We start from the raw sequence: 26,685 nt of genomic DNA on the forward strand, positions 1-26,685 counted from the left end.
TTATGTCCTACGGCTTACGGCTTTGCCCTAGCCGTGCCGGTTGGTCAGCGCAAGCACTCTCGGCAAGCTCAGCCCGGCCACCACAAACAGCGCGGCCCACACCAGCGTCAGGCCATGGCCCCACTGCGCGAACAGGGTGGGGGCACGGGCGGCGGGGATGAAACCGTCCAGCTTGTCGGCCTTGCCGGTGCCGATATGCCCGCGCACTACCCCGTCCGCGTCGATCACCGCGCTGATGCCGGTGGTGGTCGAGCGCAGCACCGGCAGGCCTTCTTCGATTGCGCGCATCCGTGCCTGCCCGACGAATTGCGGCGATCCCCATGCGCCGAACCAGCCATCATTCGACGGGTTGAACAGGAAATCGGGCCGGTTCGCCGGGTCGGTGACCTCGCCCGAAAAGACGATCTCGTAGCAGATCTGCACCCCGATCTTGCCGTGCACGCCCAGATCCAGCGTGCGCGGGCCGGGGCCGGGCAGATAGTCGATGCTGCCCGCCACCAACCGCGACAGGCCGAGCGGCTCCAGCAGCGGGCGCAGCGGCAGATATTCACCGTAAGGCACCAGATGCGCCTTGTCGTATCCGCCGACAATCGCGCCTGCGCCATTGATCGCCATCACCGAATTGCGCGCGCTGAGCGCTGCCGGGATGCCATCGGGGCGGCGGCCGATATTGAGGTTCACCACCCCGGTCAGCAGCGCCGATTGCGGGCCGATCACCGTGCCGATGCGCTTGCGGGCGAGCGCCGGATCGCCGCCCGCGGTCATCTGGAGATAATAGCGCGCCGGATAACCGTCTTCGAGATAGTCCGGCACCGCGCTTTCGGGCCACAGCACCAGCCGCGATTGGTTCTGGCCGGGGCTGGTGAGCCGAGCGAGGCGGGCGAACTGCTCCTCGAACTTCGACCCGTCGTTGATCTCGGACTGCGGGATGTAGGGCTGGACCAGCGTGTAGCGCAGACCTTTGACCGGCGGGGTGACGTCGAGGGCAGAGATATGCATCGCCGCGGCCGTGACCAGCGCGCCTGCGCCGCCGATAACCCAGCGGCGCTGTGTCAACGCCCACAGCAGCAGAGTCGCCAGGATCAGGGCCAATCCCGACAAGGCATAGGTGCCCAGCCATGGGAGCAGCATCGCGAGGCCAGGCGCATCCCAGCCCCCCAGCAGCATCAGCCCCACCGGCGGCCACGGGTATCCTGTAAACACCCAGCCGCGCAGCCATTCGGTCACAGTCCACGCGCCCGCCAGCACCAGCCCGAAGGCCCACAGCGGGCGCCGGCGCGCCAGCAGGTGCGCCGCCAGTGCAGCGAGCGCCGGATACCACGCGAGGTAGATGCACAGCAGCGGCACAGCAGCCCAGCCCAGCACCTCGGGCATTTTCGCCTGATGGGTAAAGGCGGTCGCGATCCAGTTATTGGCGAGCGTCAGATGCGCCCAGCCGAACAACCACCCCAGCCCCAGCGCGCTGCGCCAGGTGGGGGCGGCGTGGATCAACCACACAAACCCCGCCAACGCGGCAAGGCCCAGCGGCCACAGATGGAGCGGCGGGTAAGCGCAGGCCCCGATCAGCCCCAACAGGATGGCGGCGAGCGCCGGGCGGCGCTGCACCAGCGCCGCTGCCGCAGCCAGCCGTTCCATCATAGCAATCAGTCGACCGTTTCGAGCGCGCCGCCGCTTTCGCCTGAACCGCCATCGTCGCCGCGGATCGACGGCGGCAGGATCGACGAATCGATCACCGCCCGATCATCGTCAGCGGCCTTGCGCGGGCGACGGGCGCGGGCAGGCTTGTCTGCGCGCGGTTCGGCAGCCGTCTCGGGGCGCGAAGCTTCAGCCCGATCGGAGCGGTTTTCGCCGCCTTCGGCCCGTTCGGCGCGTTCCGCACGGGGCGGGCGCGGGGCGCGTTCGGGGCGTTCTGCGCGGTTATCATCGCGTCCGCCTTCACGCCCATTTTCACGCCCACCTTCACGCCCACCTTCTCTGGGCGCCTTGCGCGGCTGGCGGCGGGCATTGGGCTGGCGGGCCTGCTGGTTGCCGCGGTCAGCGTGGCTGTCATCGCTGCGCCCGTCACCGCGCTCATCATCGCGGCTGTCACGCGCGAAGGATTCGCTGTCCTCACCCTGTTCGCTGTCGTCCGCACCTGCGCGCGGGGCATTGTCCTGCTGTTCGTAGCGCGAGCGCGTTGACTGATCGTTGCGGCGCACCGAGCCGAAATCAATATCATCGTCGCCGTAGTCTTCGGCCTGGTCACGCTCGTCATTGCGGCGTGCATTGGCGCCGGGGCCGCGCTGCTCGTCAACGCGGGCCTTGTTGTCCGCGATCACCCGGAAATAGTGGTCGGCAAACTGGAGATAGTACTCCATCTGCACCCGGTCACCATTGTGGTGGGCGTCCTGCGCGAGCTTCTTGTACTTGTCGAGCATCTGGGGGGCATTGCCGCGCGCCCGGCTGTCGATCCGGTTGAGCTGGGCGCCATTGCCGCCTTGACTGCGATTGCCGCGTCCACGACGACGGTTATTCCGGTTGTTATTGTTATTCAAGGAAGATGTTCCTTATCAGCGACCTGGCGCGCGGCAATCATGCCCCACGCGGTCAACAGACCCCTTGCCCTTGCACCACGCCTGGCCCGGACCAGCTGGCCACGCCAAAGCATGCCGCGCGCTCCGCGCTGCCGCAGTCGGGGACAAGCCCTGACGGCCGTATCAGCGGTAGTTTAGGAGCTTGGCTCAGCGATTTGCGCCCTTCGCAGATCATCTGGCCTGACGCGGACGTAGCGATGCCAAAGCGGTTTGCCAAGCCTTCGCAGTGTTTTTCTGTCAGCGAAGGATCAGCGCCCGCGCGCGCCCGGCCAGATCGCGGCGGAGATCGGCGGTGAACCCCGCCGCGTGGGCGAGGGCGCTCACAGCCTCGGCCTGACCGGCGCCGATCTCCAGAATGGCGATGGCTTGCGGGTTCATGAGCGCGCGCAGCTGGGGGATGAGGATGCGATAATCGTCCAGCCCCTCGGGCCCTGCAAACAGCGCGCTGGCCGGTTCGTGATCGCGCACTTGGGCATCCAGTGCCGCGTCCGCCTCGACATAGGGCGGATTGCAGAGGATCAGGTCGAAGGTGCCGAGGCCGTCCGTCCAGCCCGCCTGCCGCCAGTCGCGCAGGTGCAGTTCCCACGGATTGGCAATGCCGAGCGCGATGGCGTTCTTGCCCGTCACGTCGATCGCCGCGGCCGACGCGTCGATCCCCACACCCCGCGCGCCCGGGCGCTCCGCCAGCATCGTCAGCAGCAGCGCGCCCGATCCCACTCCGAGATCGACCACCCGGCGCGGGTCCGGTGAGGCTGCCAAGGCGGCCTCGATCAGGGTTTCACTGTCGCTGCGCGGAATGAGAACCCCCGGCTGAACCGCGAAGGAGCGCCCGTAGAACTCGGCGGTGCCGGTAATATAGGCAACCGGTTCGTGCCCTGCGCGGCGTTCGACCAGCGCGGCAAAGCCCGGCGGCGCGGGGTCGCGCATGTGGCGCAGCAGCAGATCCGAACGGGTGACGCCCAGCAGGTGCGCCATCAGCAATTCGGCATCGAGCCGCGCGGTGTCAGTGGTGCCCGCGAGCCGGTCGGCGGCGGCGCGGATCGCTTCGCCGACGGTCATTATTCGCTGAGCGCCGCCAGCCGCTTGCCCTCGTCCTCGGCGATCAGCGCGTCGACCAGCTCGCCAAGGCCCGGTCCGGCGAGCACTTCTTCCAGCTTGTGCAGCGTCAGCCCGATGCGGTGATCGGTGACGCGGCCCTGAGGGAAGTTGTAGGTGCGGATCCGTTCCGAACGGTCGCCGCTGCCGACCATCGCTTTCCTCGCCTCGGCCTCGGCGCCCTGGGTGGCCTCGCGCTGGGCGTCATACAGGCGCGTGCGCAGCACCTGCATCGCCTTTTCCTTGTTCTTGTGCTGGCTGCGGCCGTCCTGACAGGTGACCACGGTGCCGGTCGGCAGGTGGGTGATGCGCACCGCCGAATCGGTGGTGTTGACGTGCTGGCCGCCAGCGCCCGACGCACGGTAGACGTCGATCTTGAGGTCTTTCTCCTCGATGCTGACATCGACCTCGTCCGGCTCCGGCAGCACGGCGACGGTCGCCGCCGAGGTATGGATGCGCCCGCCGCTTTCAGTGACGGGCACGCGCTGGACGCGGTGGACACCGCTTTCGAACTTGAGCTTGGCGAACACGCCCGTGCCGGTGACATTGGCAATCACTTCCTTGAACCCGCCGATGTCCGAGGCGTTGATGCTGACGGCTTCGACCTTCCAGCCCTGCTCGGCAGCGTATTTTTCGTACATCCGGTAGAGGTCGGCAGCGAACAGCGCGGCCTCATCGCCCCCCGTGCCGGCGCGGATTTCGAGCATCGCGGGCTTGGAGTCGGCGCTGTCACGCGGCAGCAGCGCGATGGCGAGGCGGCGTTCGAGATCGGGCAGGGTGGCCTTGATCTGGGCGAGTTCCTCCTCGGCCATGGCCTTCATCTCGGGGTCGGCGAGCATCTCGGAAAGCCCCGCCATCTCCTCGCGCGCGGATTTCACCTCGGCGGCGATTTTCGCCACCGGTTCGAGTTCGGCATAGTCGCGGCTGGCGCGGACAAAGGCCTCGCCCTCGAGCGTGCCGGACGCCATGCGCGCTTCCAGCTCCGCAAAGCGGTGCGCGATCTGGTCAAGGCGTTCGGGGGGGATTTGCATGGCTTGCTGATTACTCGTCTTCCCGGACTTGATCCGGGATCCCGCTACTTAATGACCCGCCGCGAGAAGAAAAGCGGGGCCCCGGGTCAAGCCCGGGGTGACGATGAAGATGCAACGGCTAGGGATTCTTGTCGGCCAGTTGAAGCTCCATCACCTTGGTGACGCTATCCCAAAGCCCTTGGTCATGGCCCTTCGCCTGCCCGACCAGTTTACCGTCCTGCCGTCGCACAACGTAGATAATCGAAGCACCCGACTTGCTCGCCTTGTCGAAACGCTTGCGGAGCGAGCCGGTATCGAAGAGCTCTGCCGACAGGGCTTCCTCACGCAATGCCCGCATCGATTTCGCCGCGAATGCCTCCAGGCCTTCCTCTTCGATCACGAGCGCCACATCGGCCCAGTCATCTTCGGACGTTCCCACCAGCATCGCCAGCCGCTCGATCCCCGCAGCCCAACCCACGGCAGGCGTCGGCGCGCCGCCGAGGCTTTCCATCAGCCCGTCATAACGCCCGCCGCCCAGCACCGTGCTCTGACTCCCCAGCGCTGCGGCCGAAGCGCTGCCTTCGTCAGGGATGAACTCGAACGCCGTGTGGCGATAGTAATCGAGCCCGCGCACGAGGCTTTCCGCGCGCACCCACTTCACGCCTGCCGCATCCAGCCCGCTGGTGACGGCGGCGAAGAAGGCGCTCGCTTCCTCGGACAGGAAGGCGTCGATCTTCGGCGCATCGGCGAGGAACGGCTTGTCCCTCGGATCCTTCGAATCGAGGATGCGCAGCGGGTTTTTTTCGAGGCGCTCCTGCGATTCCTCCGAAAGCTGGTCCTTCACCGCCCGGAAGTAGTCGATCAAAGCCGCCCGCCATGCCTCGCGGCTTGCGCCGTCGCCCAGCGTGTTGAGGTGCAGGGTGACATCGTGGATGCCCAGCTCCTTCAAGAGCTGATCCGCCATCGCCAGCAGCTCCACATCCGCCTGCGGCTCGCCCGCGCCGATCACTTCGGCGTCGATCTGGTGGAACTGGCGGTAGCGGCCCTTTTGCGGGCGCTCGTAGCGGAACAGCGGGCCGTGGGTCGCGACCTTCAGGGGCGCATATTGCTGCCAGCCATTGGTGAGAAACGCCCGCGCGATCCCGGCGGTGAATTCCGGGCGCAGGGTCAGGCTCTCGCCGCCGCGGTCGTCGAAGGAATACATCTCTTTCGAGACGACATCGGTTGTCTCGCCGAGGCTGCGCGCGAACACCTCGGTCTTTTCGAACACCGGCATCTCCACCCGGCGGAACCGGTAGAGGCGCCGCACACGCTCGAAGGTTTCGACCACGAAGGCGAAAGCCTCGGCATCGCTTCCGAAGATGTCCTGGGTGCCGCGAATGGCCTGCGGGGTTTTCTTGCTCATGCGAAATCCTTTTCGGCGCCGCGATTAGGCTTACGCAGGGTCTTTCGCAATCCTGCGACACGCATTAAGGGCTCCGGCCAAGTCGCCCCTGCCTCTTATGCCGCACGCGAGCACGCACGGCCAACAACACGGGAACCACAATGCGCATCGACAAGATCCCCACCGGGGTGAACCCGCCCGACAACCTCAACGTCATCATCGAAGTGCCGACGGGCGGTGAGCCGGTGAAGTATGAATTCGACAAGGAATCGGGCGCGCTGTTCGTCGACCGTATCCTGCACACGCCGATGCGCTACCCGGCGAACTACGGCTTTGTGCCGCATACCCTGTCGCCCGATGGCGATCCGCTGGATGCGCTGGTGATTTCGCGCTCGCCCTTCATTCCGGGCTGCGTGGTGCGCGCGCGCCCGATCGGCGTGCTGAACCTTGAGGACGAGCAGGGCGGCGATGAAAAGCTGGTCTGCGTGCCGGTGAACGAGACGTTCCCGTACTATGCCGATGTGGTCGAAACCAGCGATTTGCCGAGCATCATCTGCCAGCAGATCGAGCACTTCTTCACCCACTACAAGGATCTGGAAACCGAAAAGTGGGTGCGGGTCGGCAAGTGGGGCGATGCTGCCGAAGCCCGTCAGGTGACGGTCGAAGCCATCGAGCGGTATAACGCGGGCAAGTAAAGACGTGCCAAGGGGCGGTCAGTGCTGCGCTGACCTCGGTTGCACAGCGACCACAAGGCCATGCTGCCGCCCCGCAGGTGCTCAAGCCCGAAGGGCTTGACGCTGCACCGAGGATGAGCGGGCGGAGGCCCGCTCCCAACCTAAAACACGCTCAGCGCGGACTTGAAGATCAGGGTCAGGCCGAAAGGCAGGCCGATCGCCAGCGCCCACAGCGTCATCACGTCACGCTTGAAAGCGGGCGCGTAGTCGGGGTCTGCCGCCTGCGTATCGTCCAGATCGGCCCAGCGCTGTTCAAACCAGCGGCACACCGGGATAATCCCTACCACCAGCACGATCAGCGCCAGATAGGGAAGGGCCGTTGACGAGCCTTCCGACAGGGCTTTGACTGTGACGAAGATTTGCAACGCGGTGTAGACCAGCAGCCCGTAAGCGACATGATCGCTCATCGCCTTGCGCCAGTCCCGCGCGGGGCTGGTGGGTAGCGCCTGCCCCTTGGCGCGGTCGTCTGTGTTTACCATTCGTGCCGCTCCCCGACGGTGTCACGTGAGAGCAACACTATCGCAAAGCTTTTGCAGAGTTGCAAGGAGGCGCGCGGATTCGTTATTTTGTTGCGTTTTGCGCATGATAGGCCGAGCAAGCTGCCGGAATCGCTGAGGCTTCAGGCAGGCGGGCGCCACTGGCAGCCGACTAAGCAAAAATCCTGCCAAACCCCATGCAGGCCTTTTCTGCGGCCCGAAGGCTGCTAAAGCTGCCAGGCATATGAGCACCACCGCCCTGACCCAACCGGCTGACCAAGCCACCCCAGCCCAGCCGCTTGGCAGCGGGCTTGAAGTGATCTCGATCGCCAAAAGCTATGACAAGCGCGCGGTGCTGACCGATATCTCGTTTGAAGTGGCCAAGGGTGAGGTGTTCGGCCTGCTCGGCCCCAACGGCGCGGGGAAGACCACCTGTTTCTATTCGATCATGGGGCTGGTGAAGCCGGATTCGGGCCGCATCCTGATGGACGGCGAGGATGTGACCAAGTTGCCGATGTATCGCCGCGCGATCCTGGGCCTTGGCTACCTGCCGCAGGAAACCAGCATTTTCCGCGGGATGACGGTCGAACAGAACATCAATTGCGTGCTCGAGCTGGTTGAACCTGATCCTGCCACCCGCAAGGGTGAGCTTGAGCGATTGCTCGACGAATTCGGCCTTGCCCGCCTGCGCGCCAGCCCGGCGATGGCGCTGTCGGGCGGGGAGCGGCGGCGCTGCGAAATTGCCCGCGCGCTGGCGGCCAAGCCTTCGATCATGCTGCTGGACGAGCCCTTCGCCGGGATCGATCCGCTGTCGATCAACGATATCCGCGATCTGATCCGCGATCTGAAAGGGCGCGGCATCGGGGTGCTGATTACCGACCATAATGTGCGCGAAACGCTTGATATCGTTGACCGCGCCTGCATCATTTACGGCGGGCAGGTGCTGTTTGCAGGTTCTCCGCAAGAACTGGTCGCCGACGAGAACGTGCGGCGGCTCTATCTCGGTGAGAGCTTCACGCTGTGAGCCTATCCTGAGGCGGCACAGGCATGGCATTAGGCCCCCGCCTTGATATCCGGCAGACGCAATCGCTGGTGATGACGCCGCAATTGCAGCAGGCGATCAAGCTGCTGGCGGCCTCGAACCTCGAAATTGAAAGCTTCATCGCCGACGCGCTGGAGGCCAATCCGCTGCTCGACACGGGCGGGCCTGCCGATGGCGGCGGGGAGCCGGACCGGATCGAACTTGCGCCCCCGCTCGCAGAGGAGGCGCCGGCCGATCAATTGATGCTGGCGGGCGGCGGCGAAGGCGATGCGCCGCTCGATCTGGGGTCGGTCGACCGGGATTGGGACACCGGCGATGGCGATGCGCGCGGCGCCCGCGATGCCGAATGGGGCGCAGCCGCCAGCAGCAGCGGCGACGGCGGCGAGGCGCCCGATTGGGAGCAGCTGCGCGCCGCAGACATCACGCTGGCAGACCATCTCGAAGCGCAGGTGGGGGTGCAGACCAACGACCCGCGCACCGGCTTTATCGCGCGCCACATTATCGGTCTGCTCGATGATGCGGGCTATCTTGCCGCATCGCTGGACGAGGTGGCCGAAGACCTCGGGGTCGAGCTGTTCGAGGCCGAGGCCGCACTGAACCTGGTGCAATCGCTCGATCCGTCAGGCGTGGGCGCGCGCAATCTGGCCGAATGCATCGCCATCCAGGCGCGCGAGGCTGATCGTTATGACCCGTGCATGGCGGCGCTCATCAGCAATCTCGATCTGGTCGCGCGCGGCGAGGTTGAACGCCTCAAACGCCTGTGCCGCGTGGATGACGAGGACTTTGCCGACATGCTGCGCGAACTGCGCAGTTATAACCCGCGGCCCGGTCTTGCCTTCATGCCATCCGACGCCAGCAGCGTGGTGCCGGACATTCTGGTCACCGGCAACGCGGCCGGCGGGTGGGATATTGCGCTGAACGAAGACACGCTGCCCAAGCTGATCGTCAACCGCGGCTATTTTGTCGAGCTGAACGCCGGCGCGACCAGCCGCGAATCGCAAGGCTGGCTGAAGGAAAAGCTGGCAGACGCGCACTGGTTGATTCGCGCACTCGACCAGCGGCAGAAGACGATCCTGAAAACGGCCGCCGAAATCGTTAAGCAGCAGGACGGGTTCTTCCGCCGGGGTGTTTCCGAACTGCGCCCGCTCACCTTGCGCGAGGTGGCCGAGAAGATCGAGATGCACGAAAGCACGGTCAGCCGGGTGACCAGCAACAAGTACCTCGCCTGCGCACGCGGGACGTTCGAGCTGAAATACTTCTTCACGAGCGGGGTCGGTCGGATCGGGGAAGGGGCGGACGGTGAGGGGGCGTCGTCCGCCGCGATCAAGGCGCGAATCAAGGCTTTGATCGATGCCGAGACCGCAAAAAGTATCCTGTCGGATCAGCAGCTTGCTGAAATGCTTCAGAAAGAAGGCTTTGATCTTGCTCGGCGCACGGTGGCAAAATACCGTGAGGCGATCGGGCTTGGCTCCAGTGCGGAGCGGCGGCGGGCCAAGAAGCTGGCAGGCGCATCCTAGCATTTTCCCGCAGTGGGCGGACCATTCGTAAACGTCTATCCCGGCGCAGCAATTCACTTTTGCGGGGTGTGGCGCGGAAGACTCACTTCAAAACGTTAACGCCTTAAACGTCTTATTAACCTTTTTTGGTGAGAAGTGGCGTGGTTAACAGATGGCAACCTCTCCTAAGCAGGGGTTACCAAGGGGCAAGGACAGGGGACTGCTATGCGCGTGCTGCTGATCGAAGACGAACCGACCACTGCCAAGGCGATCGAGCTGATGCTCACCACCGAAGGCTTCAATGTCTATTCGACCGACCTCGGCGAGGAAGGTTTGGACCTCGGCAAGCTGTATGATTACGATATCATCCTGCTCGACTTGAACCTGCCTGATATGCATGGCTATGACGTGCTCAAGAAGCTGCGCGTCGCCAAGGTGCAGACCCCGGTGCTGATCCTGTCGGGCATCTCGGAAATGGATTCGAAGATCCGCTCGTTCGGCTTCGGCGCGGATGATTACGTCACCAAGCCGTTCCACCGCGAAGAACTGGTCGCCCGCATCTATGCCGTGGTGCGCCGTTCCAAGGGCCACAGCCAGTCGGTGATCCGCACCGGCAAGCTGGCCGTCAACCTCGACGCCAAGACGGTCGAAGTCGATGGTGCCCGCGTGCATCTGACCGGCAAGGAATATGCGATGCTCGAGCTGCTCTCGCTTCGCAAGGGCACGACGCTGACCAAGGAAATGTTCCTCAACCACCTGTATGGCGGGATGGACGAGCCCGAACTCAAGATCATCGACGTGTTCATCTGCAAGCTGCGCAAGAAGCTGAGCCTTGCTTGCGGCGGCGAGAACTACATCGAAACCGTGTGGGGCCGCGGCTACGTGCTGCGCGACGACGAAACGGTGGTCGAAGCGGCGTAATTTGTTTTTCGCTCGCCCCTCCGGGCGAGCGTCCTCGGTGCGTTTCGATCCCTGCGGGATCGAGCACCTGCGCGCGCGCGGTCGCGCTTGCGGCCCTTCGGGCCGGAACAGCGTCCTTCAGTGAATTTGGACGCCCGGGGTGGAAACACCCCGGGCGTTTTTCTATGGGCCGCCCATGACAGCGTTCAAGGAAGGCGATCCGACTACCATTGCGCGGCTTTATGGCCGCTCGGTCGGGAAGAAATTGCGCAAAACGCAGCAGGGGTTGGTCGATAACCTTCTGCCGCAGATCAGCATGCCAGCCGAAGGGCCGGTGACGTCCGAGGTGCTGTTCGGCGATTCGCGGCCGCTGCATTTTGAGATCGGCTTCGGCGGCGGGGAGCATCTTGCCTACCGCGCCGATCTGCTGCCCGATCACGGCTTCATCGGCGCCGAACCCTTCGTCAACGGGGTGGCGCAGGCGCTGACTCATATTCAGGATCAGCGGCTCGGCAATATCCGGCTGCATCATGGCGACGCGCTGGAGGTGCTGGCGCGCATTCCCGATGGCGCGCTGACGATGGTCTATCTGCTCCACCCCGATCCCTGGCCCAAGGCGCGCCATGCGAAGCGGCGGATGATGAATGACGGGCCGCTCAATCTGATCGCAGCCAAGCTGAAACCGGGCGGCGAGTTCCGGTTCGGCACCGATCACGATATCTATCTGCGCCACGCGCTGATGGTGATGCAGCGCCACACGGATGCGTTTGAATGGGTGGTGGAAAAGCCCGCCGATTGGCAGGTGCGCCCGTCAGGCTGGCCCGAGACGCGGTATGAACACAAGGCGCGGACCGTCTACGGGCACGAGGTGTGGTATTTCCGGTTTCGGCGTAAGTGATACAAGAGCTTGAGCGCAAAACGTTCAATTTTTCAATAATTTAGATACGCCACTGTTTTCGATGCTTCGCCATGATTTCCGCTTGCGTGATTGCCAGGTGATTGCCAGAAAGGGACACGAGGTTCCGAAATGGCGACTGGAAAAATCAATAAACGTTCAATCGACGCGCTGCGCGCCAGCGACAAGAATCTGTTCCTCTGGGACACCGACCTTAAGGGCTTTGGGGCGAAGATTACGCCTGCAGGGGCGATCTCCTACGTTATCCAGTTCAGGATGGGGGGGCGAGAAGCGAGCACCCGCCGCTATACGATTGGCGTTCACGGTTCAGCGGAACGATGCGGCCTATGGTATTCCAGGCAAAGCCGGTGAAGGAATGGTCGCAGGCCCTGCGTACGGGGTCACGCCCGGCCAGTTCGAAGCCGGTGTAAACCCGCGCCCATTCCTCCGGATAGTCGTGCAGCAGCAGTTCGCCTGCGGTTGGCTCAGCCCCGCGCGGTTGGAGAGACAGGGCAAAATGATCGAAGCCAAGCTGCGTCGCCGCCCGGCCAAGAAGCGCTTCGAGCGCTGCGTCCGTTCTCACATCGTCAAACTGAGCTGCAAACTCCTGCGTCAGGTCAAAAGTCATCCGAGCGCCGTCGATTGACCGCGGCATCCCAACCCGCAACGGCCAATCGCCTGGTTATGGCCGACGAATTGCGGTTCCAATCCGCAGGAGCCAGCGCATTGCCAGTGTGTCCCCGAATGTTTCGGGGCGATCAGTCCCCTCCGCAGACTGACTGCGAATTCTGCGAAACCTAGCGAAGATCATAAGCCTGCGAAATATACAAGTTTCGCAGAGACTTCGGCGAACCGCAGGGGGAACAGACTGGCGCATTCCGGATCAGTCATGCAAGCTGCCCGGCAAGAAGATTGCGGTAGCCCGTCCCAGCGGTGCGACGTGCCTCTGCAAGCAGGCGCTGGGCCTGGCGCCGCTCGCCTGAGCTTTTCCAGTCAATGGCCCGGCTTTTGGTAGTACGGGCAGAGAGAATTTCGGCTGCGATCCGCCTGAGCAGGGAGCCATCCGCATCATTCCGGTCCACGAGATCGAGGATCGCAAGCAGACGAACGAGCCGATGGCGTCGATAAGGCGTCGGCAGGAAGGTGCCGACCGAACCGGCCCCCAGCACAAATGCGGAAAGCGCCAACAGCCGCTCTGGGATGTGCGGATCGGCAGGGATCCGGTACTCAAAGCCCTGTTGCGGGACGCCGGTGTCAATGATCCTTACGCGGTGGCGGGCGCGTCGCCCGTCAAGCACGAGATATTGTTTGGCACCCTCATGCTGTTCTGCGACGATACGACGCCCGACGGGGCCCGGTATGTGCGACTGGCGGGGTCGGCTGGCCGCGACGAGGACCACACATGCCGCGACGTCGGGGCGCCAGAAAGCCGGATAGCAGCGAACGTCGGCGGCAGGAGCAATGGCGAAAGTCCAGCCCCCATTGTCTTGCCATCGCGCGCATCTCCTTTCCCTGTGCGACCGGATCATGGCGCGAGGCAATGGCTGCATACTGGCGACGATAGTCGGGATTGCGGCGGAGGAATTCCTGCGCGAAGTCGGCAAGATCGTGCGAGGCAAATGAACGCTCATAGTCCGGCGAGATGGCCATGCTGCACCTCCTGTCAGAGGAGCTGGCATAGGCTCAGGGCCCGGCCGGCATCAGACCGCAAAGCCGGGAGGCCCATCCCCTGGCTCGGGGATGATTTCGCCGTTTACCGGCTGTCCTTGCCAATTCCTTCCGATTGCTTCACAAAACGCTAACGCAGAACGGTGACTGGCGTACGTCTGCGTGGAACAGATCCGCCAGACATCATGCGCGCCGGTCCGCTGAGCAGGTCCGGTGGCCAGGCCGGACAGGGGACGAGGTACGGACCCGGACGGCGGCAGACAGTCTGATGCCCCGCACCTGCACGCTTCGGCGTACAGCCATGTGGATGCGCCCTTTGTGATCCCTCATGAATTCCATTCAGGCTGGCGAGCGTCTGCGCCCGGGCCGCGTCGTGTTTCCCCTCGGTTGTGCGTTCGCGCGGCGCAGGGCTGTTCCACCAGATCCGACACTTGATGAGCTGTACCGGCGCGAGCGTGCCTCGCTTCTTCGCTATCTGCGCAAGCATGGCGGCGGCGATGAGACCGAGGACCTCCTGCAGGATGTTTTTGTCCGGGCTGCGGCCAGCAATCATCTCGTGGAACTGCGCAATCCCGGCGGCTATCTGTGCCGGATTGCACAGACTGTGCTGATCGACCGCGCATGCAAGCGAAGCTGCCGGATCCGCTGCCTGCCCATCGAAAACGCATGTGATCCGTCGTGCAACCCGGGCCAGGAAGAGGACTTGCTGGCACGCGCGCTCGAAGACGAGCTGCAGCGTGCGCTGCGCGCCTTGCCGCGGAAGACACGATCAGTCTTCATGCTCAACCGGTTCGATCACCTCAGTTACCGGCAAATCCACGAGCGCCTCGGAATCTCGGAAGCTACCGTCGCATACCATATGGGCAAGGCATTGGAGCAGCGCAGCTATGGTGCCTCGCGACTTCCCGAGGCCACCTTTTTCCCGGAGATGGAGCGTCATGCCGTGACCCTTTCCGGCCACCAGGCGGTCGCACCCGGGATCGAGGCGAGCATTGATGCCCTCTATTCGTACCGGCGTTCGGAAACGGCAGATGGTACGGCGCAGCAGCGCATTCGCCGCGAACGCTCGCTGCCTTCCTTGTCCTGCGCGCCAATCCCGATCTCAATGCCTATTGTCACAAGCTGATGGTGGCACGGGTGGACGGGAGCGGATCTCCGGTTGAGGTGAGCAGGGGCGGCGAGTACATCCGCGACGCCTATCCGCTTCGCGAGTTCACCACGATCTACCGGGGCTGGAGCCAGCCCGTGGTGCCGCGCTGGAGCCCGGATGGGTCGAGGATCGCGTTCCTTCGCCGGGAGAACGGCACAACGCAGGTCTGGCTGGCCGACCCTTCGGGTGGCACCCCGGCCACCCGGCTGAGCAGTCTTCCCGAGGATGCAGAGGATTTTGCCTGGTCAGCCGATTCAACCGGCCTTGTCATCAGCTCGCGTCCCGGCCTTCGCCGAAAGGCCGGGGAGATCGAAGAGGAAGGACGCGGCGGGTTCCTGTTCGATGATCGTTTCTCGCCGCAGTTTGCCGATCGGCCGATTCCGACGGGCAATGTATCGGTCGAATATTCGTGGCTGTCCCTCGCCGATCGTTCGCCGAGAGCGGCCACTTTGCGCGAGCAGGAACTGCTGGTTCCGCCGCGCCCCGCGTTCGTTCCGAAGGTCGCGAGAAACCTCACGATGGGACCAGACGGGTTTTCGGCATGGCTCGAACCAAAGCACCCCGAGAGGCTGCTCAGCCCCACCCGGATCGTGATGGCTGGGCCGAGCCCGCCGGTGAGAGGCTCGTCGGCGAGCAGCGCATCGAGATGCATCGGGGTCTCGGGGACACGGACGGACTGGGTGCGTGTCGAGATGCAGCTGTGCAGATAGGTCAGCGTCTCGCGGTCGTCGAGCCAGTCGACCTCGGGAAAGAACCCTTCGAAGAGGCGCAGCAACCGATCAGTGCGGTCGACAAAGCCGGCGAGCAGTTCGTGTGGATTGACGCCCCTTTCGGCCTTGCCCTCATAGAGCCAGCTTTCGGCGCGGGCGGCATCTTCAGCCGGCGGCATCCACAACAGGGTGAGAAAATACCGGCTCTCGAAATGTGCACCTTCTTCGGCAAATTGCGCGGCGCGTTCGCGTTCGACCAGCGCCGAGGCCGGATCGGGAAAGTCGCTGACGGGATATTCCAGCGCCGGACGCCGCACGGCTTCGACAAAGATTGCCCAGCCTGAGCCGAGGCGCCGCAGCGCGCTGTTGAGGCGCGACGTGGTCGCGATAAGTTCGGCAGGCGTCGCGCTGTCGAGATCGGGGCCCCTGAAACGCGCGGTACGTTGGAAGCTCCCGTCCTTGTTAAATACTACGCCGGGTGCGACCAATGCGGCCCATGGCAGGAAATCTGCAAGCCGGTCGGCCCTGTTCCGGTATTCGCGCAGCGAGAACATCGGTCAGACCTGCAAGTGCGCAGGATAGCGCAGGTGCCGCCGCGCGACGTCCGCGAAGTCTGGATCGCGCCGCGTTGCCCAAGGCCCCGGACCTCAGCGAGATCAGCCAGCCTCCGCCCGGTGCCATCACGCACGAGCACTGCGATCACATCGATGGTCTCGGCGATCAGCGCGCGCGGCACGGTCACCACGCGTTCCTGGATCAGCTGTTCGAGGCGACGCAGCGTGCCCAGGGCAGATCCTGCATGGATGGTGCCGATCCCGCCGGGATGACCGGTCCCCCAGGCCTTGAGCAGGTCGAGCGCCTCGGCGCCGCGGACCTCGCCGATCGGGATACGATCAGGACGCAGGCGCAGCGCGGAGCGAACAAGGTCGGAGAGATTGGCGACGCCGTCGATCGTCCGCAGCGAGACGAGATTGGGCGCAGCACATTGCAGCTCGCGGGTATCCTCGATCAGGACAACCCGGTGGCCGGTCAATGCAATTTCTGCGAGCAGCGCATTGGTGAGTGTTGTCTTGCCCGTCGAGGTGCCGCCGGCAACCAGGATGTTCTTCCGCCCTGAGACCGCCGTAGCAAGGGCGTTTGCCTGCGCGGCGGACATCATTCCCGCTGCGACATAATCGGACAGGGTGAACACAGCGACGGCTGGTTTGCGGATCGCGAAGCTGGGCGCCGCAACCACCGGTGGCAGCAGGCCCTCGAACCGTGCGCCGGTGTCGGGCAGTTCAGCTGAAACACGGGGCGCGCCGGCATGAACCTCAGCGCCGACATGGTGGGCCACCAGCCTGATAATGCGCTCGCCGTCAGCCGCGGACATTGGGCATTCGGTGGCTGCGAGGCCGGATCCCAACCGGTCAACCCAGAGCCGCCCGTCCGGATTCAGCATCACCTCGATTATGGTCGGCTCCTCGAGCCAGGCTGCGACTTTGGGGCCCAACGCCGTTCGCAGCATGCGCGCGCCGCGGGATGACGCTTCTGGCCTGATCGGAAGGACGCTCATGGGTGACCCCGGATTGCGGCAGCCGACCACCGGCTGCGCCTGCGAGGCAAATCAAGAAGACAGCGGAGGGCCCAGACACAACAGGAAAATGCCGCTCTCGCGCACCAGCGAGAAAGAAGAAATGATAGCGAAGGTCCACCTCGTCTGATCGCCGAGACGCAATCTGTCGTCAGGGCTGCGCGATACAGCGACACGGGATCGAATCAGGTCCGCGTACCCGCGACTGACCCGAACTCTGAACAAGCGCCTTTGGTGCTCGGGTTTCAGCGCTAGAAGAGCACTTCCGTTGTGCTTGCGGGTTGATTGTATCTCCAGTATCGTGGCAGCGGCGGGAGAAGCCCAGAGGCCGTTATGCGGTTCGTGGTGTTACTGGCGACCCCCGGTGTTCGCCGCGGCATTCGGCTTCGGTGTTCTCCCGCCACCCGTCTGCTTCCAGTTGGCGAAGCCTCAGCAATCGGCATCAAGGCGAGTAGCCCCCAAATCCGGGCGCACGCGGCGAACACGGTGCGCCGCCAGTACGACATGCACCGTGTTCGCCGGACGGGATCCGCTCGGCTCCGACCCGAGCGCAGCCAATGCCTGACAATGTGCTGCGGGGCGCCAACCGCGGCTCGTAGCTGTCTGGTACCGCGATAGCGGTGAACGGGGCTGCTCAGGCGATCGCGTGAACTGGTTTTGCTTCAAGGATACGAAGAGGCTCGGCGGCGATGCTGCCTGCACCGCGTTTGGTTGTCATGTTGGCACGATGGATCGCGACAATGCGCGGACTGATTTGGAGCAGCCGCGCGATTTCCTTGTGCGAACGTCCTGTGGCAAGGGCACCGAGCACTGCACTCTCGCGTCCCGAGAGCAATGACAGCTTGTCGCGGGCTTCGATCGTCAATCGGCGCGCTTTGTGCACCTCGATAGCTTCCCTGGTGATCCGCTCGATCGTCGCAGCGCCCGGATCAGCCTTCAAGGGAAGAACAAGATAGTTGAGCGCGCCGGCCTAGATCGCGTCTACGATACGCGAAGGGTTGGGGTTGAAGGCAACAGCAATGACAGGGAGCTACGCGCCGCGTTGAAGCAGGCGCTCCACTGCCATGCACATGCCACCATTGTCGGGACTATCTTTGATAAAGACGATACGCCGTAGGGCGTGAGCCCCAGAGGCGTTGGTGAGCATGAAAACGCGGCCGGGGTCCGTAGGGCGCCTGTTATGCCCTTGCCATGGCCTAGAAAGGGGATTTTGCTTTGTTTGATACGGATATTGGGCCATTGCTGAAACCATGATTGAGGTTTGCTCACCGCCGGCGATCGAGCCTGAACCAGGGAGCGGGTATCAACTGTGCTTCTGGGTTCTGGACCCGTTCAATTTCGACACCCCTTTCCGGGCGATGCTGGATGAGATCGTAACGGCCCTCGGCCTCGATCCCGACAAGCACCTGTCTCTCCCGGCATTTGCCGAGGGTGAGGATTTCATAGAGGGGACGATGCTCTTTCAAGAAGCGAGCCTCACCGTGTATTTTGAGCATGCGCGCAGTTATCTGAGCATTGCTTCGCGCGATCGGGCGGTGCTCGCAGATATCCTGCAGCGCGTATCGTCGAAGATTTGTGTCGCCAACGCCGCAGGCACGTCGCCAGAGACCGGGGCTCGCGCGCAATCAGCCATGTAAGCAAACCTACCAATATGTGGCTATTGGCGACACAGCTAATGCCTTGCCGTGCCATTAGAAACCTAGGTCAGTTAATGGTTTGGCATCATGCTCGAACTAGGAGTCGCCGTTGATGGTCACTGCCGCAAGCGCTGCGAATATGCCCGATTTTGAGCAACGCCCATCGATAGGCCAGCACCAAGCCACTCAGAGGATTGCAGAACGGCTTGAGGATCTCGCAATAGAGCTCCGCTCGATGTCGGATCACGGGTCCGGTACCGCTCCATCGACCGGCACCTTGATCAACCTCGCCCAAAAAATCTACTCGGCCCGTCGTGAGATCGACAAGATCTTCGGCATGTCTGGCTTCGCGGTTAGCCCGGGCTGGGATATCATGCTCTATCTTTATCAAGCTCGGATGGCAGAAAAACAAATCTCCATCACCCTTGCGTGCGTCGGTGGAGCCTGTCCGTCTACCACCGGTCTGAGATGGTTGCAGACGCTTGAAAACTTCCAGCTCATCGTCCGCAAGGCTGATCCGGATGACCGCCGTCGCCATGTCGTCGAGCTGACCGACGGCGGCAAGGTCAAAGTCGAGATCGCTCTGGCAGCGCATTTCTGAAAGCTCTCAAGTGGCTGGATCGCTCGCTTGGGAGTCTCGCAGGAAGGGCCACCTTGTCGACCGCCATCTGAACATGAGCGGCGCTGACATGCTGTTTTGCCGTGCGAGATGATCGCGAATCTGCGCTAGCCGTTCGAAGATGTCCCGACACAATCGCGCTTCCCCTTGACGTGCTGCCCTGGTTGTTGCCGGTCAGAGGTAGGGTCTGGCTCCTTCTGCTCTGCTACTCGACCCTTGACCACTAACCGGACCTCGCTGAATGCAGTTGATTGTCAGTGCAAGATCGCCTCCGGCGCTATGGCTGGGCGCAGGTGGAGCGAAGCGGAAACCGGACTACGCTCCGATTGGGATCACGCCGCGGCCTTCACCCGATGGATACGTCATACATACTACGAAATGATTTTTTGCGGCGCGAAGCGGCCAACCCAAGGCTCAGCGTTTGCCAGGGGGTCCTGCTCGCCTAGCTTACGAAAACATCGGCAGGCACACTCTCTTCACCGGGGCAACAAAGCGCTAGCGCGGCCTCGAACCAGATTATTGAACACTTGACGGAGCGAGGCAATAAACAAACATAGTCCTCTGTCGGTACTTTGAAAAAGGAAAACCTATGGCGTAAATAAAAAATAAAAAGCCGCTGTGCCAACCAAAGTAAATCCAAGTAAGGTTACGATTATCAAATCAATTTCCCACCAATCACCATTCTTTGCCGACTCATTTTCGATGCCCAGGCGAATTGCCACCCATTCTCTTAAGGATCTTAACACATTTCGTCCTAATGTTTCTTAATGCGATCTGCTGTTGGCCAGCTGCACATGGAAAATCTGTACTGAACAATGGCTCAAAAGCCACAAGCCAAATATCACACAGCAGCTACGTGATGGTTGAGTGTAAATTGATCTAAACAAAGTGACGGGTCGGCTTTTGAGCGACTAGCCTGACACGAACCTGTGTTTTTTACTGGCATGGCATCACCGAACAATGCCTGTGGTTACGCATGAGCACATAAAGCGCTCTGCCGCCGATAAGTGCCCCAAATCGCGCCTAGCACCTTCATACGATCCGATGCTCAGCGGGTATTATACGAAGCTAAGCCCTTTCAAATTACAGCGACTTCAGCTCAAACGCCATAATTCTGCCGTTGATAGCGTTGGAACCCGTCCACGCTCGGCCGACGATATCGATGGTCAAATATCGGCAATTGGGACGCGTGCCAACCTTGAATATGGACTCTCCAACGGCAAAGGGTTCTTCAAAGAACGCCGCTGCTTGGCCGCTGCATGAAATTTTCAGCTTGAGATCTTTGGTCTGCGCCAAGGGATCGATGTCGTGCGCTATGCGAATTTCAAATGGCACTTCGGGCGCGGGTATCAGCTTTGACGCCAGTATGCCTCCATTGCCCGGCTCAATTGAAAATTCCAATCCGGATAGGCTCTTGTTCGCCTCGGCCCTGAACCCTGCCGTGTCGGTAAGTTTCCAGTCGAAGGGGGGGTAGTCCGATTGCCAAGATACCTCACCCTGTTGCTGTTTGCTTGGTGCCGCCAGGCTGTAGATATCTGCTGCGGCTTCGATCTTCCCTTGTGCAACCAGACCGGCAATCAAGCGTTGATCAAAAGCGATATTGTCCAAGCTGATAACTTTCCGGATCGCTGCCAGATTGTCGAGCGTCCTTTGGTCGCTTACAGCAAATCCAAGAAAAGCATCGCGCCAGGGCAAGTCAGTTCCTAGAAGGCGGGAGAAAGCAAGCCTGGCTTCTTTCTGGAGCAATGCGTCGACCAGCAACGGAAAAAATTCTAGTTCGCGTTCAGGATGAACTCGCAGGATTTCGTCCAACGTATTTATCGCCCCGCTGTAGTCGCCATCATTGGCTTTCTGCTGGAGCACAAGACCCTGCAATGAGAGCTCTCGCCGATTGAGCTGCGAAGCAAGCAATATTAACCGTTTCCGCTTGATTGGGTCCTCCTGCGCCAAGGCAACAAGCGCGTAGGCTTTTGGAAGGATTGGTTCCAGCGTCAGAGCATCGCGAGCGGGCTTCGCCGCGCGTCCCGCAAACGCTTGGAGGTCGGATGGTCCGTCCTCAAGCTCGTCATTAATGTCAGCCCTGGTGTCACGGGCCGGTTCGGTCTCTTGAGAGAGACCGGCGTAGCTATCTTTGACGCTCTTGACGAATGCCCTGTAAGCCATTTTTTCAGCAGCCAGCCCGTTGGCTGGGAACACGGACAAGGCCAGTTCGGGCGAGCGGCGCAGGCTTGCGCTGCTCAATGCATGTGCCCCCGAAATGACGGCCAGTGGCAGACCGACAGCACCGGCTAGGAAAAGTTTCAGCGTTCTGCGCGGAATTGTCATCAACGGGGCTCTGTCGGCTCAACCCTGCATGCTCTGAGAGTCCTGATCTGTGCTCGAACCATAGCCATAGCCGTAGCCGTAGCCATAGCCATAGCCATAGCCGGCGGCATTGGCATCCAGTTTTGTCACGATGGCACCATAGACCCTCGCACCGGTGCGGGTCAGGCGGTCGATCGCACTTTCAATTGTGCGGATCTTTATGCGATCCGATTCAATAATGTAGACGACCCCGTCGACCGAGCGGGCGAGTTCCACGGCATCGGCCAAGCCAAGCATGGGCGCACTGTCGATGAGAACTTGATCATACAAGCCCCTCGCTTCTTCGAGGAGATTTCTGAAGCGCTCACCGGCCAGCAGTTCCACTGGATTGGGCGGCGTAAAGCCGTGCGGCAGATAGTCAAATCCGAAGTCTTCGATCTTCACCACCTGATCCTTGAGGCTCAAAGCGTTACCGCTCAGCAGTGCAGCCAATCCACCGTTCTTGGTGATGCCTTCACCAAGAAGCGCTTGCATACGCGAATTGCGCAGGTCCGCATCGATCAAGAGCGTGCGCTTGCCCAAGTGCACAAAGCTTGTCGCTAGCGCGAGCGTGGAGATGCTCTTGCCCTCGGATGGTACTGAGGAGGTCAACATGAGAGCCTTGGGCGCGCCATCAGGCGTGAGGAAGGAGAGATTGGTTCGCGTCGACTTGTAGGCCTCGCTCAGTTCAGATGAGCGGGTGATGATTTCGTCCCTGATGCTAGCGGCGGCAGACTGCGGGATCAGGCCGAGAACAGGCAGACCGAGCCTGCGGGTTACATCCTGGGGATCCCTGACCGTCTGGCTGAGCGTGACCCTGAGATAGACAACGGCGCCGGCCAGGGCGAGGCCTGCAACAATGCCAATCAGGAGATTTTGTGTCAGCGACGGCGCGTAGGGAAGCAGGGGCTCCTCGGCCTTGTCGATGAGCTTGATGTTATTCTGCCCGGCCCCGGCCGCTTCAAGTTCCTTGTAGCGCTGCAGCAAGGCATCATAGAGCTGACGGTTGGTATCGACCTCGCGCTTGAGGATCCCATATTGGATACTTAGATCCTGCTGACCAAGAAACCGCTCCTTGGCTTCTTCGAGTTTTTTGCGCAGCTCCCGCTCGCGGTTCATCGCCGAGTTGAAGGCCGCGCGCGATTCCGATGCCAGCGAGGCCTTCAGTGAGGCGACCTCGGCTTCTTTTTCGATCAAAGGCGGAAAGCGGGGGCCGAAGTTGGAACGCAAGCTGGCCACCTGAGATTCTGCCTTTGCCAGCTCCGCCCGCAATGAATTGCGCGGATCCTGCGACGGAAAATCGCCAGACTGGAGCGAGGCTTGAGCCGCAATCCGATCGGTCACGGCTTGAGCAAGAGCCGTATTCAGCGCTGACAGATCAGTCGCGATCAGCGTTTGCGCTGCGGTTTCAGAACCCTCTCGGCTCTCCCCTGCCTCGAGCACCAAGATCTCGTTGGCATTGGCGTATTGAACAAGCTCGCGCTCGGATATCGACAGGCGCTCACGCAATTCTGCAATCTGTTTATTGAGGAAGTCGCGTGCGTCGATGTTGGCGCCAAATCGCTTTTCATAATTGGCGGCGATGAATTCCTGCGCCCAGAGGTTCGTGATCTTGGCAGAGACGGCAGGCGAAGGACTGGAAAAGCTCACATCGACAAGGCTCGACTGGGTAATCGGTTCGACTGTGATATTCTCGAGCAGGACCTTTTCGATATCCCGAACCGTGACCTCGTCTTCGGTTTCGTCGAGCGCGAAGGCTTCCATGAACGCTTCGTCACGCAGAAGATTGCCGGCCTTTACAACGCGCTCCGCCATGAAGCGCGATTCCAGCAGCTCGTACTGCGTATTGAGATATTGCAGTTCGGACACACGGGATTCATTCTCGAGCGGATCAATGGCAGTCACATTCGAGGTGATCCGCGAGACTTCAATCCGCGTATTGGCGCGGTAAAGTTCGGTGGACAGCAAAGTGACCAGCAGGCCCGCAAGCACCGTTGCGGCAAGGATCCCGGCCAGCCAGTAACGCAGAGCGCGCGCCTCGATCCAGTAGCGTTCGAGATCCAAGTGGAAACCGTCCTCCACAGGCACGTCGCGCTGCACGGGAGCCTCCCAGCCTTGCGAGGAGAAATTTTGATCATTCATGATTGGCAGGTCACCGTTGTGAGATCAGGATCGCGGCGGTCGTCAGGATCGGCGGCAGAAGCTGCAGCAACGCATCGATACGGCGGCGCTCCGGCGAGTCCCCAACCATCACGATGTCGTTTGGAAAAAGCTGCGGGTCGGGATAATTTCCGCGCTGAATGGCCCGGAGATTATAGACACCGATGTAGCGTTGATTATCGACCGTGCGCAGAACAAGGACATCGTCCTCCTTGGCGAATTCTGTCAGCCCTTCGGCTTGGTTCACCACCCGCAGCAAGGTCTGGCGGCCAACGGCGGGATAGCTGCCAGGCTTTTTGACCTGACCACCGATCGAGATCGAAGGGACTGGAAATTCTTCCGGGATCACCCGAACCTGAGGATCCAACAGGAACTTGCCGCGCAGGCGATCCGCAATCAGGGTCGACGCCTCGCTCGGTGTTCGCCCTTCAAGTTCGACAACTCCAATGAGCGGGAACGCGAGGCGTCCATCGATATCGGTAAGGTAGGTCCCGCTGAGCGATTCGGCGCCCACCACTTCGATCTCGAGCTTCTCTTGCAGTCCGACGACATAAGAAATCTCCCCGCGCGGAGCAGGAAGCTCTTCAAGCTTGGTAACCTGAACTTCGGGCGCCAAGCCAATCGATCGATCTGTTGCGCATCCTGCTAGGAGCCCAGCAGCACCCAATAAAATAAAATGTCGCGTAATGCTAATCATGTTACCCCTTACAAGCCCTGCGACCCATAGCGCATTTCAAGCACCCGCCAATAATTTTTGACGGATCGGTTCGCATTCTCACGCTGACTGGTGCTTTGATATGACGCAGGCCTTCTCGCGTGCGAGGGACACCATCAGCCAGATAAACACTGCCTGAAAAATCGGTGTGCGCATCGGATAATCCACCAGCGAGGCTGCCACGATGATGGCAATGCTTGCCATCCAGAATGTCAGATAGCTCGCCGGCATCGTCGCCTGCCTCGCCATCGTCCACAACGCACTGAGCAGCCAAACACACAGTGCCAAGAACAACACCATAGCCGGAAGCCCGCCCTCAATCACGAGCTGCGCAAAATCATTATGCGCATGATTGACGTAACGTGGCAGGAGCAGAGTGACCGGCTCATAGAAGAGATAGACGGCATCAAAGGAGCCGAATCCGGTCCCAAGGAGCCAATGATCACCTATCATCGCGGCGATGACGGGCCAAAGCGACCAGCGCAGATCCTCGAACGAGCTGCGCGCCATAATGTCTTGGAGGGCTGGTGTGCGTTCCAACCAGACGAACATCATGACGACCAGCGCTAGGACAGCGGCAAAGGCGAGGGCGATTAACCCGCTGTGCTTGTGGAGTGCATTGCCGCCAGGGTGATGGCGGGTGCTGGCGACCTTTTCGCGCGATTTGAGAAACACCATCGCGCCGGCTGCAATGAGGACGGCCAAGGTGGCTGCATACCCGGCCCTTGAACCTGTCACCATTACCGCCAGAAGAATGAACATGAAAGCAGGCGCTGCAGCAAGCCGCAGCCAGCCAGGATTGTGCGAAACGCTTGTTTCGATGCTCAGCCGCACAATCGTTAGCAGTGCAAGGGCTGAAAAAACTGCCGAGTGATTCTCGTTGGCAAAAATACCCGCGGGCGCGCCGCGGCTTGTGATCGCAAACAGATACAGGGGACTGCGCGGACCACCGATCACCTGCAGCAGGCCAAAGGTTGCATTAGCCAAGGCGACGGCCACGATGATAAGCAAGACAAGACGCGCGCTCAATTTCATAGAGAGTGCAAGCAGTAAGGCCGCGACCGGGATCAGCATGCCCAAGACTGAATTCAGCCCGCGGAACGGTGCAAGGGACAAGGGCCGCCATGCCGCCTCGATACCTGCCAACGCATCGAGCTCAGCGATCACACCCCGTCCCGGCAATGCCTGCCAGAGGGCAGGCGGGAGCGGGACGAGCTGGATGATCATCCACGCCACCATCAGGCCGAGCAGAGTTCCAAGCGCCTTAACCCGTCGAAGATCGGCGAGCCGGAGATGGTAGAGCGCAGGGATGAGGATTAGCGCTGACAGCGGGCGCAGCAAGGCATTCTGAATGGGATCGGGCCGCGAGCTGCCCCCCAGAAGGGCTAAAGCGGCGACAAACAGGCCGATCCACAGCCACCACAGGTGCGGGGCAGTGGTACGGACACCGGCATTGGCCAAACGCCAGTTGGATTGCTCTGTGCTGCTCAACTAAAGAGCCTTCCCGCAGGTTAGATTGCGCCCTAGTACTAGGTGAGAGCGCCGGACAGAGAAAGAGCCTTGTTTTGCTTTGTGTCCACAGGCGCGGTTGAAAAACTAGGGGAGGCTTGTGCTCAAAAGCCATGGCGCAGCCTAAGGCCGAGGTTGCGCGTTATCGTTCATTTGCAGGGCCGTAGAGGCGATTGGGTTCGTTTGGTCAAATCGCAGAGGCGTACAGGACGTCGCCACTTGGCAAACGATGAAGCCGCGCCAAGATGAGTTGATCGAAGCAGCTCCAAAAGGCCTTGCTGACGAAATCCCCAAAGGAATTGCATGGTCATCTGGACGCCGCCAATACGGCATGATCTTTCACCGAAATGACCAGCCGAAGACAACGCGAGGCCAACCGGCGCAATGCTCAGCGCAGCACTGGGTCAAGAACGCCGGGGGGGCCGGGCCATCAGCAGCGCGAAACCGATCCGACCCCGCTAGGCAAAAGGCTTGACATGCGAATGTCTGGATAGTTTTCAGAAGAGCGAGCCGAACACGCTCTGAACCGCCCCGGGATTGCCGGAGGCCAGTTTCATCAAATTATGCAGCCATGGGCGTGTCGTCCAGCATGGCGTAGTAGCGCTCTTCGGCCTCGGCAGGCGGGATGTTGCCGATGGGCTCGAGCAACCGACGGTTGTTGAACCAGTCCACCCATTCGAGCGTGGCGTATTCTACAGCCTCAAATGAGCGCCACGGGCCTCGCCGATGGATGACCTCGGCCTTGTAAAGACCGTTGATCGTTTCCGCCAAGGCATTGTCATAGCTGTCGCCAACACTGCCGACCGAAGGCTCGATCCCGGCCTCGGCAAGGCGTTCGGTATATTTGATCGAGACGTATTGGCTGCCGCGGTCGCTGTGGTGGATCAACCCGCCGCGATGGGCTGGCCGCCGATCGTGGATCGCCTGTTCCAGGGCATCGAGCACAAAGCCGGCATGTGCCGTCCTGCTCACCCGCCAACCAACGATATAGCGGGC

The 26,685-nt window shown here is 61.8% G+C and carries 25 protein-coding genes and 1 pseudogene; 8 read left to right on the top strand and 18 right to left on the bottom strand.

Annotated features, from left to right (window positions below):
- Positions 1-27 precede the first annotated feature (27 nt).
- The 5 genes from lnt to hisS form a co-directional block, all read right to left on the bottom strand.
- Complete coding sequence (gene lnt, locus C0V72_RS01905; RefSeq protein WP_101791516.1) at positions 28-1,638, bottom strand: apolipoprotein N-acyltransferase; 1,611 nt, start codon at positions 1,636-1,638, stop codon at positions 28-30.
- A gap of 5 nt (positions 1,639-1,643) precedes the next feature.
- A complete protein-coding gene (locus C0V72_RS01910; protein WP_101791517.1) occupies positions 1,644-2,534 on the bottom strand; it encodes a DUF4167 domain-containing protein in 891 nt (296 codons plus the stop codon).
- 276 nt (positions 2,535-2,810) lie between these two features.
- On the bottom strand, positions 2,811-3,632 hold the full coding sequence (gene prmC, locus C0V72_RS01915; protein WP_101791518.1) for a peptide chain release factor N(5)-glutamine methyltransferase: 822 nt from the start codon (positions 3,630-3,632) through the stop codon (positions 2,811-2,813).
- Positions 3,632-4,699, bottom strand: a complete 1,068-nt coding sequence (gene prfA / locus C0V72_RS01920; protein ID WP_101791519.1) for a peptide chain release factor 1 — start codon at positions 4,697-4,699, stop codon at positions 3,632-3,634. The genes prmC and prfA overlap by 1 nt, the downstream gene beginning before the upstream one ends.
- A gap of 118 nt (positions 4,700-4,817) precedes the next feature.
- Positions 4,818-6,083, bottom strand: coding sequence for a histidine--tRNA ligase (gene hisS, locus C0V72_RS01925; RefSeq protein WP_101791520.1), 1,266 nt, complete (start codon positions 6,081-6,083; stop codon positions 4,818-4,820).
- Between the two features lie 140 nt (positions 6,084-6,223).
- Here hisS and ppa point away from each other — a divergent pair, with 140 nt between their 5' ends.
- Entirely contained in the window at positions 6,224-6,757 is a 534-nt protein-coding gene (gene ppa, locus C0V72_RS01930; RefSeq protein WP_101791521.1) for an inorganic diphosphatase, read from the top strand.
- A gap of 140 nt (positions 6,758-6,897) precedes the next feature.
- On the opposite strand, the gene C0V72_RS01935 is transcribed toward ppa, so the two are convergent.
- Positions 6,898-7,275: a hypothetical protein gene (locus C0V72_RS01935; RefSeq protein WP_101791522.1), complete on the bottom strand. Its 378-nt coding sequence runs from the start codon at positions 7,273-7,275 to the stop codon at positions 6,898-6,900.
- Positions 7,276-7,516: 241 nt separating this feature from the next.
- Here C0V72_RS01935 and lptB point away from each other — a divergent pair, with 241 nt between their 5' ends.
- The 4 genes from lptB (at position 7,517) to trmB (ending at position 11,608) form a co-directional block, all read left to right on the top strand.
- On the top strand, positions 7,517-8,296 hold the full coding sequence (gene lptB, locus C0V72_RS01940; protein WP_101791523.1) for an LPS export ABC transporter ATP-binding protein: 780 nt from the start codon (positions 7,517-7,519) through the stop codon (positions 8,294-8,296).
- 23 nt (positions 8,297-8,319) lie between these two features.
- Positions 8,320-9,831, top strand: a complete 1,512-nt coding sequence (gene rpoN / locus C0V72_RS01945) for an RNA polymerase factor sigma-54 (RefSeq protein WP_101791524.1) — start codon at positions 8,320-8,322, stop codon at positions 9,829-9,831.
- A gap of 204 nt (positions 9,832-10,035) precedes the next feature.
- Positions 10,036-10,731, top strand: a complete 696-nt coding sequence (gene ctrA / locus C0V72_RS01950) for a response regulator transcription factor CtrA (protein ID WP_086606719.1) — start codon at positions 10,036-10,038, stop codon at positions 10,729-10,731.
- Positions 10,732-10,906: 175 nt separating this feature from the next.
- On the top strand, positions 10,907-11,608 hold the full coding sequence (gene trmB, locus C0V72_RS01955) for a tRNA (guanosine(46)-N7)-methyltransferase TrmB (RefSeq protein ID WP_101791556.1): 702 nt from the start codon (positions 10,907-10,909) through the stop codon (positions 11,606-11,608).
- A 268-nt stretch (positions 11,609-11,876) separates the two neighbouring features.
- On the opposite strand, the gene C0V72_RS01965 is transcribed toward trmB, so the two are convergent.
- The 3 genes from C0V72_RS01965 to C0V72_RS16540 form a co-directional block, all read right to left on the bottom strand.
- Positions 11,877-12,233, bottom strand: a complete 357-nt coding sequence (locus C0V72_RS01965; protein WP_101791557.1) for an autoinducer binding domain-containing protein — start codon at positions 12,231-12,233, stop codon at positions 11,877-11,879.
- A gap of 259 nt (positions 12,234-12,492) precedes the next feature.
- On the bottom strand, positions 12,493-13,005 hold the full coding sequence (locus C0V72_RS01970) for a DNA -binding domain-containing protein (protein WP_233999727.1): 513 nt from the start codon (positions 13,003-13,005) through the stop codon (positions 12,493-12,495).
- A complete protein-coding gene (locus C0V72_RS16540) occupies positions 12,923-13,255 on the bottom strand; it encodes a transcriptional regulator domain-containing protein (protein ID WP_233999728.1) in 333 nt (110 codons plus the stop codon). The genes C0V72_RS01970 and C0V72_RS16540 overlap by 83 nt, the downstream gene beginning before the upstream one ends.
- Before the next feature lie 346 nt (positions 13,256-13,601).
- Here C0V72_RS16540 and C0V72_RS01980 point away from each other — a divergent pair, with 346 nt between their 5' ends.
- Entirely contained in the window at positions 13,602-14,399 is a 798-nt protein-coding gene (locus C0V72_RS01980) for an RNA polymerase sigma factor (RefSeq protein WP_101791526.1), read from the top strand.
- 616 nt (positions 14,400-15,015) lie between these two features.
- Here the strand turns inward: C0V72_RS01980 and C0V72_RS01990 are convergent.
- The 3 genes and pseudogenes from C0V72_RS01990 to C0V72_RS02000 all read right to left on the bottom strand — a co-directional run.
- Positions 15,016-15,687 (bottom strand): annotated as a pseudogene (locus C0V72_RS01990) (conjugal transfer protein TrbE); the annotation flags it as partial.
- The gene (gene trbB, locus C0V72_RS01995) at positions 15,603-16,688 is read right to left on the bottom strand and encodes a P-type conjugative transfer ATPase TrbB (protein WP_101791527.1); all 1,086 of its coding nucleotides are present in this window, start codon (positions 16,686-16,688) and stop codon (positions 15,603-15,605) included. The pseudogene C0V72_RS01990 and the gene trbB, both read right to left, overlap by 85 nt.
- A 652-nt stretch (positions 16,689-17,340) precedes the next feature.
- Positions 17,341-17,646: a LuxR C-terminal-related transcriptional regulator gene (locus tag C0V72_RS02000; RefSeq protein WP_101791528.1), complete on the bottom strand. Its 306-nt coding sequence runs from the start codon at positions 17,644-17,646 to the stop codon at positions 17,341-17,343.
- 310 nt (positions 17,647-17,956) lie between these two features.
- Between C0V72_RS02000 and C0V72_RS02005 the strand changes: the two genes are divergently transcribed.
- A complete protein-coding gene (locus tag C0V72_RS02005; protein ID WP_101791529.1) occupies positions 17,957-18,343 on the top strand; it encodes a hypothetical protein in 387 nt (128 codons plus the stop codon).
- Positions 18,344-18,455: 112 nt separating this feature from the next.
- On the top strand, positions 18,456-18,944 hold the full coding sequence (locus C0V72_RS02010) for a MarR family winged helix-turn-helix transcriptional regulator (protein ID WP_101791530.1): 489 nt from the start codon (positions 18,456-18,458) through the stop codon (positions 18,942-18,944).
- Between the two features lie 605 nt (positions 18,945-19,549).
- On the opposite strand, the gene C0V72_RS16715 is transcribed toward C0V72_RS02010, so the two are convergent.
- The 6 genes from C0V72_RS16715 to C0V72_RS02035 all read right to left on the bottom strand — a co-directional run.
- The gene (locus tag C0V72_RS16715; protein ID WP_267893424.1) at positions 19,550-19,684 is read right to left on the bottom strand and encodes a hypothetical protein; all 135 of its coding nucleotides are present in this window, start codon (positions 19,682-19,684) and stop codon (positions 19,550-19,552) included.
- 361 nt (positions 19,685-20,045) lie between these two features.
- Positions 20,046-21,287, bottom strand: a complete 1,242-nt coding sequence (locus C0V72_RS02015; protein WP_101791531.1) for a hypothetical protein — start codon at positions 21,285-21,287, stop codon at positions 20,046-20,048.
- An 18-nt stretch (positions 21,288-21,305) separates the two neighbouring features.
- Entirely contained in the window at positions 21,306-23,447 is a 2,142-nt protein-coding gene (locus tag C0V72_RS02020) for a GumC family protein (RefSeq protein WP_101791532.1), read from the bottom strand.
- A gap of 10 nt (positions 23,448-23,457) precedes the next feature.
- Positions 23,458-24,162 carry a polysaccharide biosynthesis/export family protein gene (locus tag C0V72_RS02025; protein ID WP_101791533.1) on the bottom strand — a complete coding sequence of 235 codons (705 nt, stop codon included), beginning with the start codon at positions 24,160-24,162 and terminating at the stop codon, positions 23,458-23,460.
- Between the two features lie 78 nt (positions 24,163-24,240).
- A complete protein-coding gene (locus C0V72_RS02030) occupies positions 24,241-25,671 on the bottom strand; it encodes an O-antigen ligase family protein (RefSeq protein WP_143704503.1) in 1,431 nt (476 codons plus the stop codon).
- Positions 25,672-26,250: 579 nt separating this feature from the next.
- A partial coding sequence (locus C0V72_RS02035) for a DDE-type integrase/transposase/recombinase (protein WP_143704504.1) occupies positions 26,251-26,685 on the bottom strand: 435 nt, incomplete at its 5' end.

It is taken from the genome of Porphyrobacter sp. TH134 (genome assembly GCF_002855495.1).
Lineage (GTDB): Bacteria > Pseudomonadota > Alphaproteobacteria > Sphingomonadales > Sphingomonadaceae > Erythrobacter.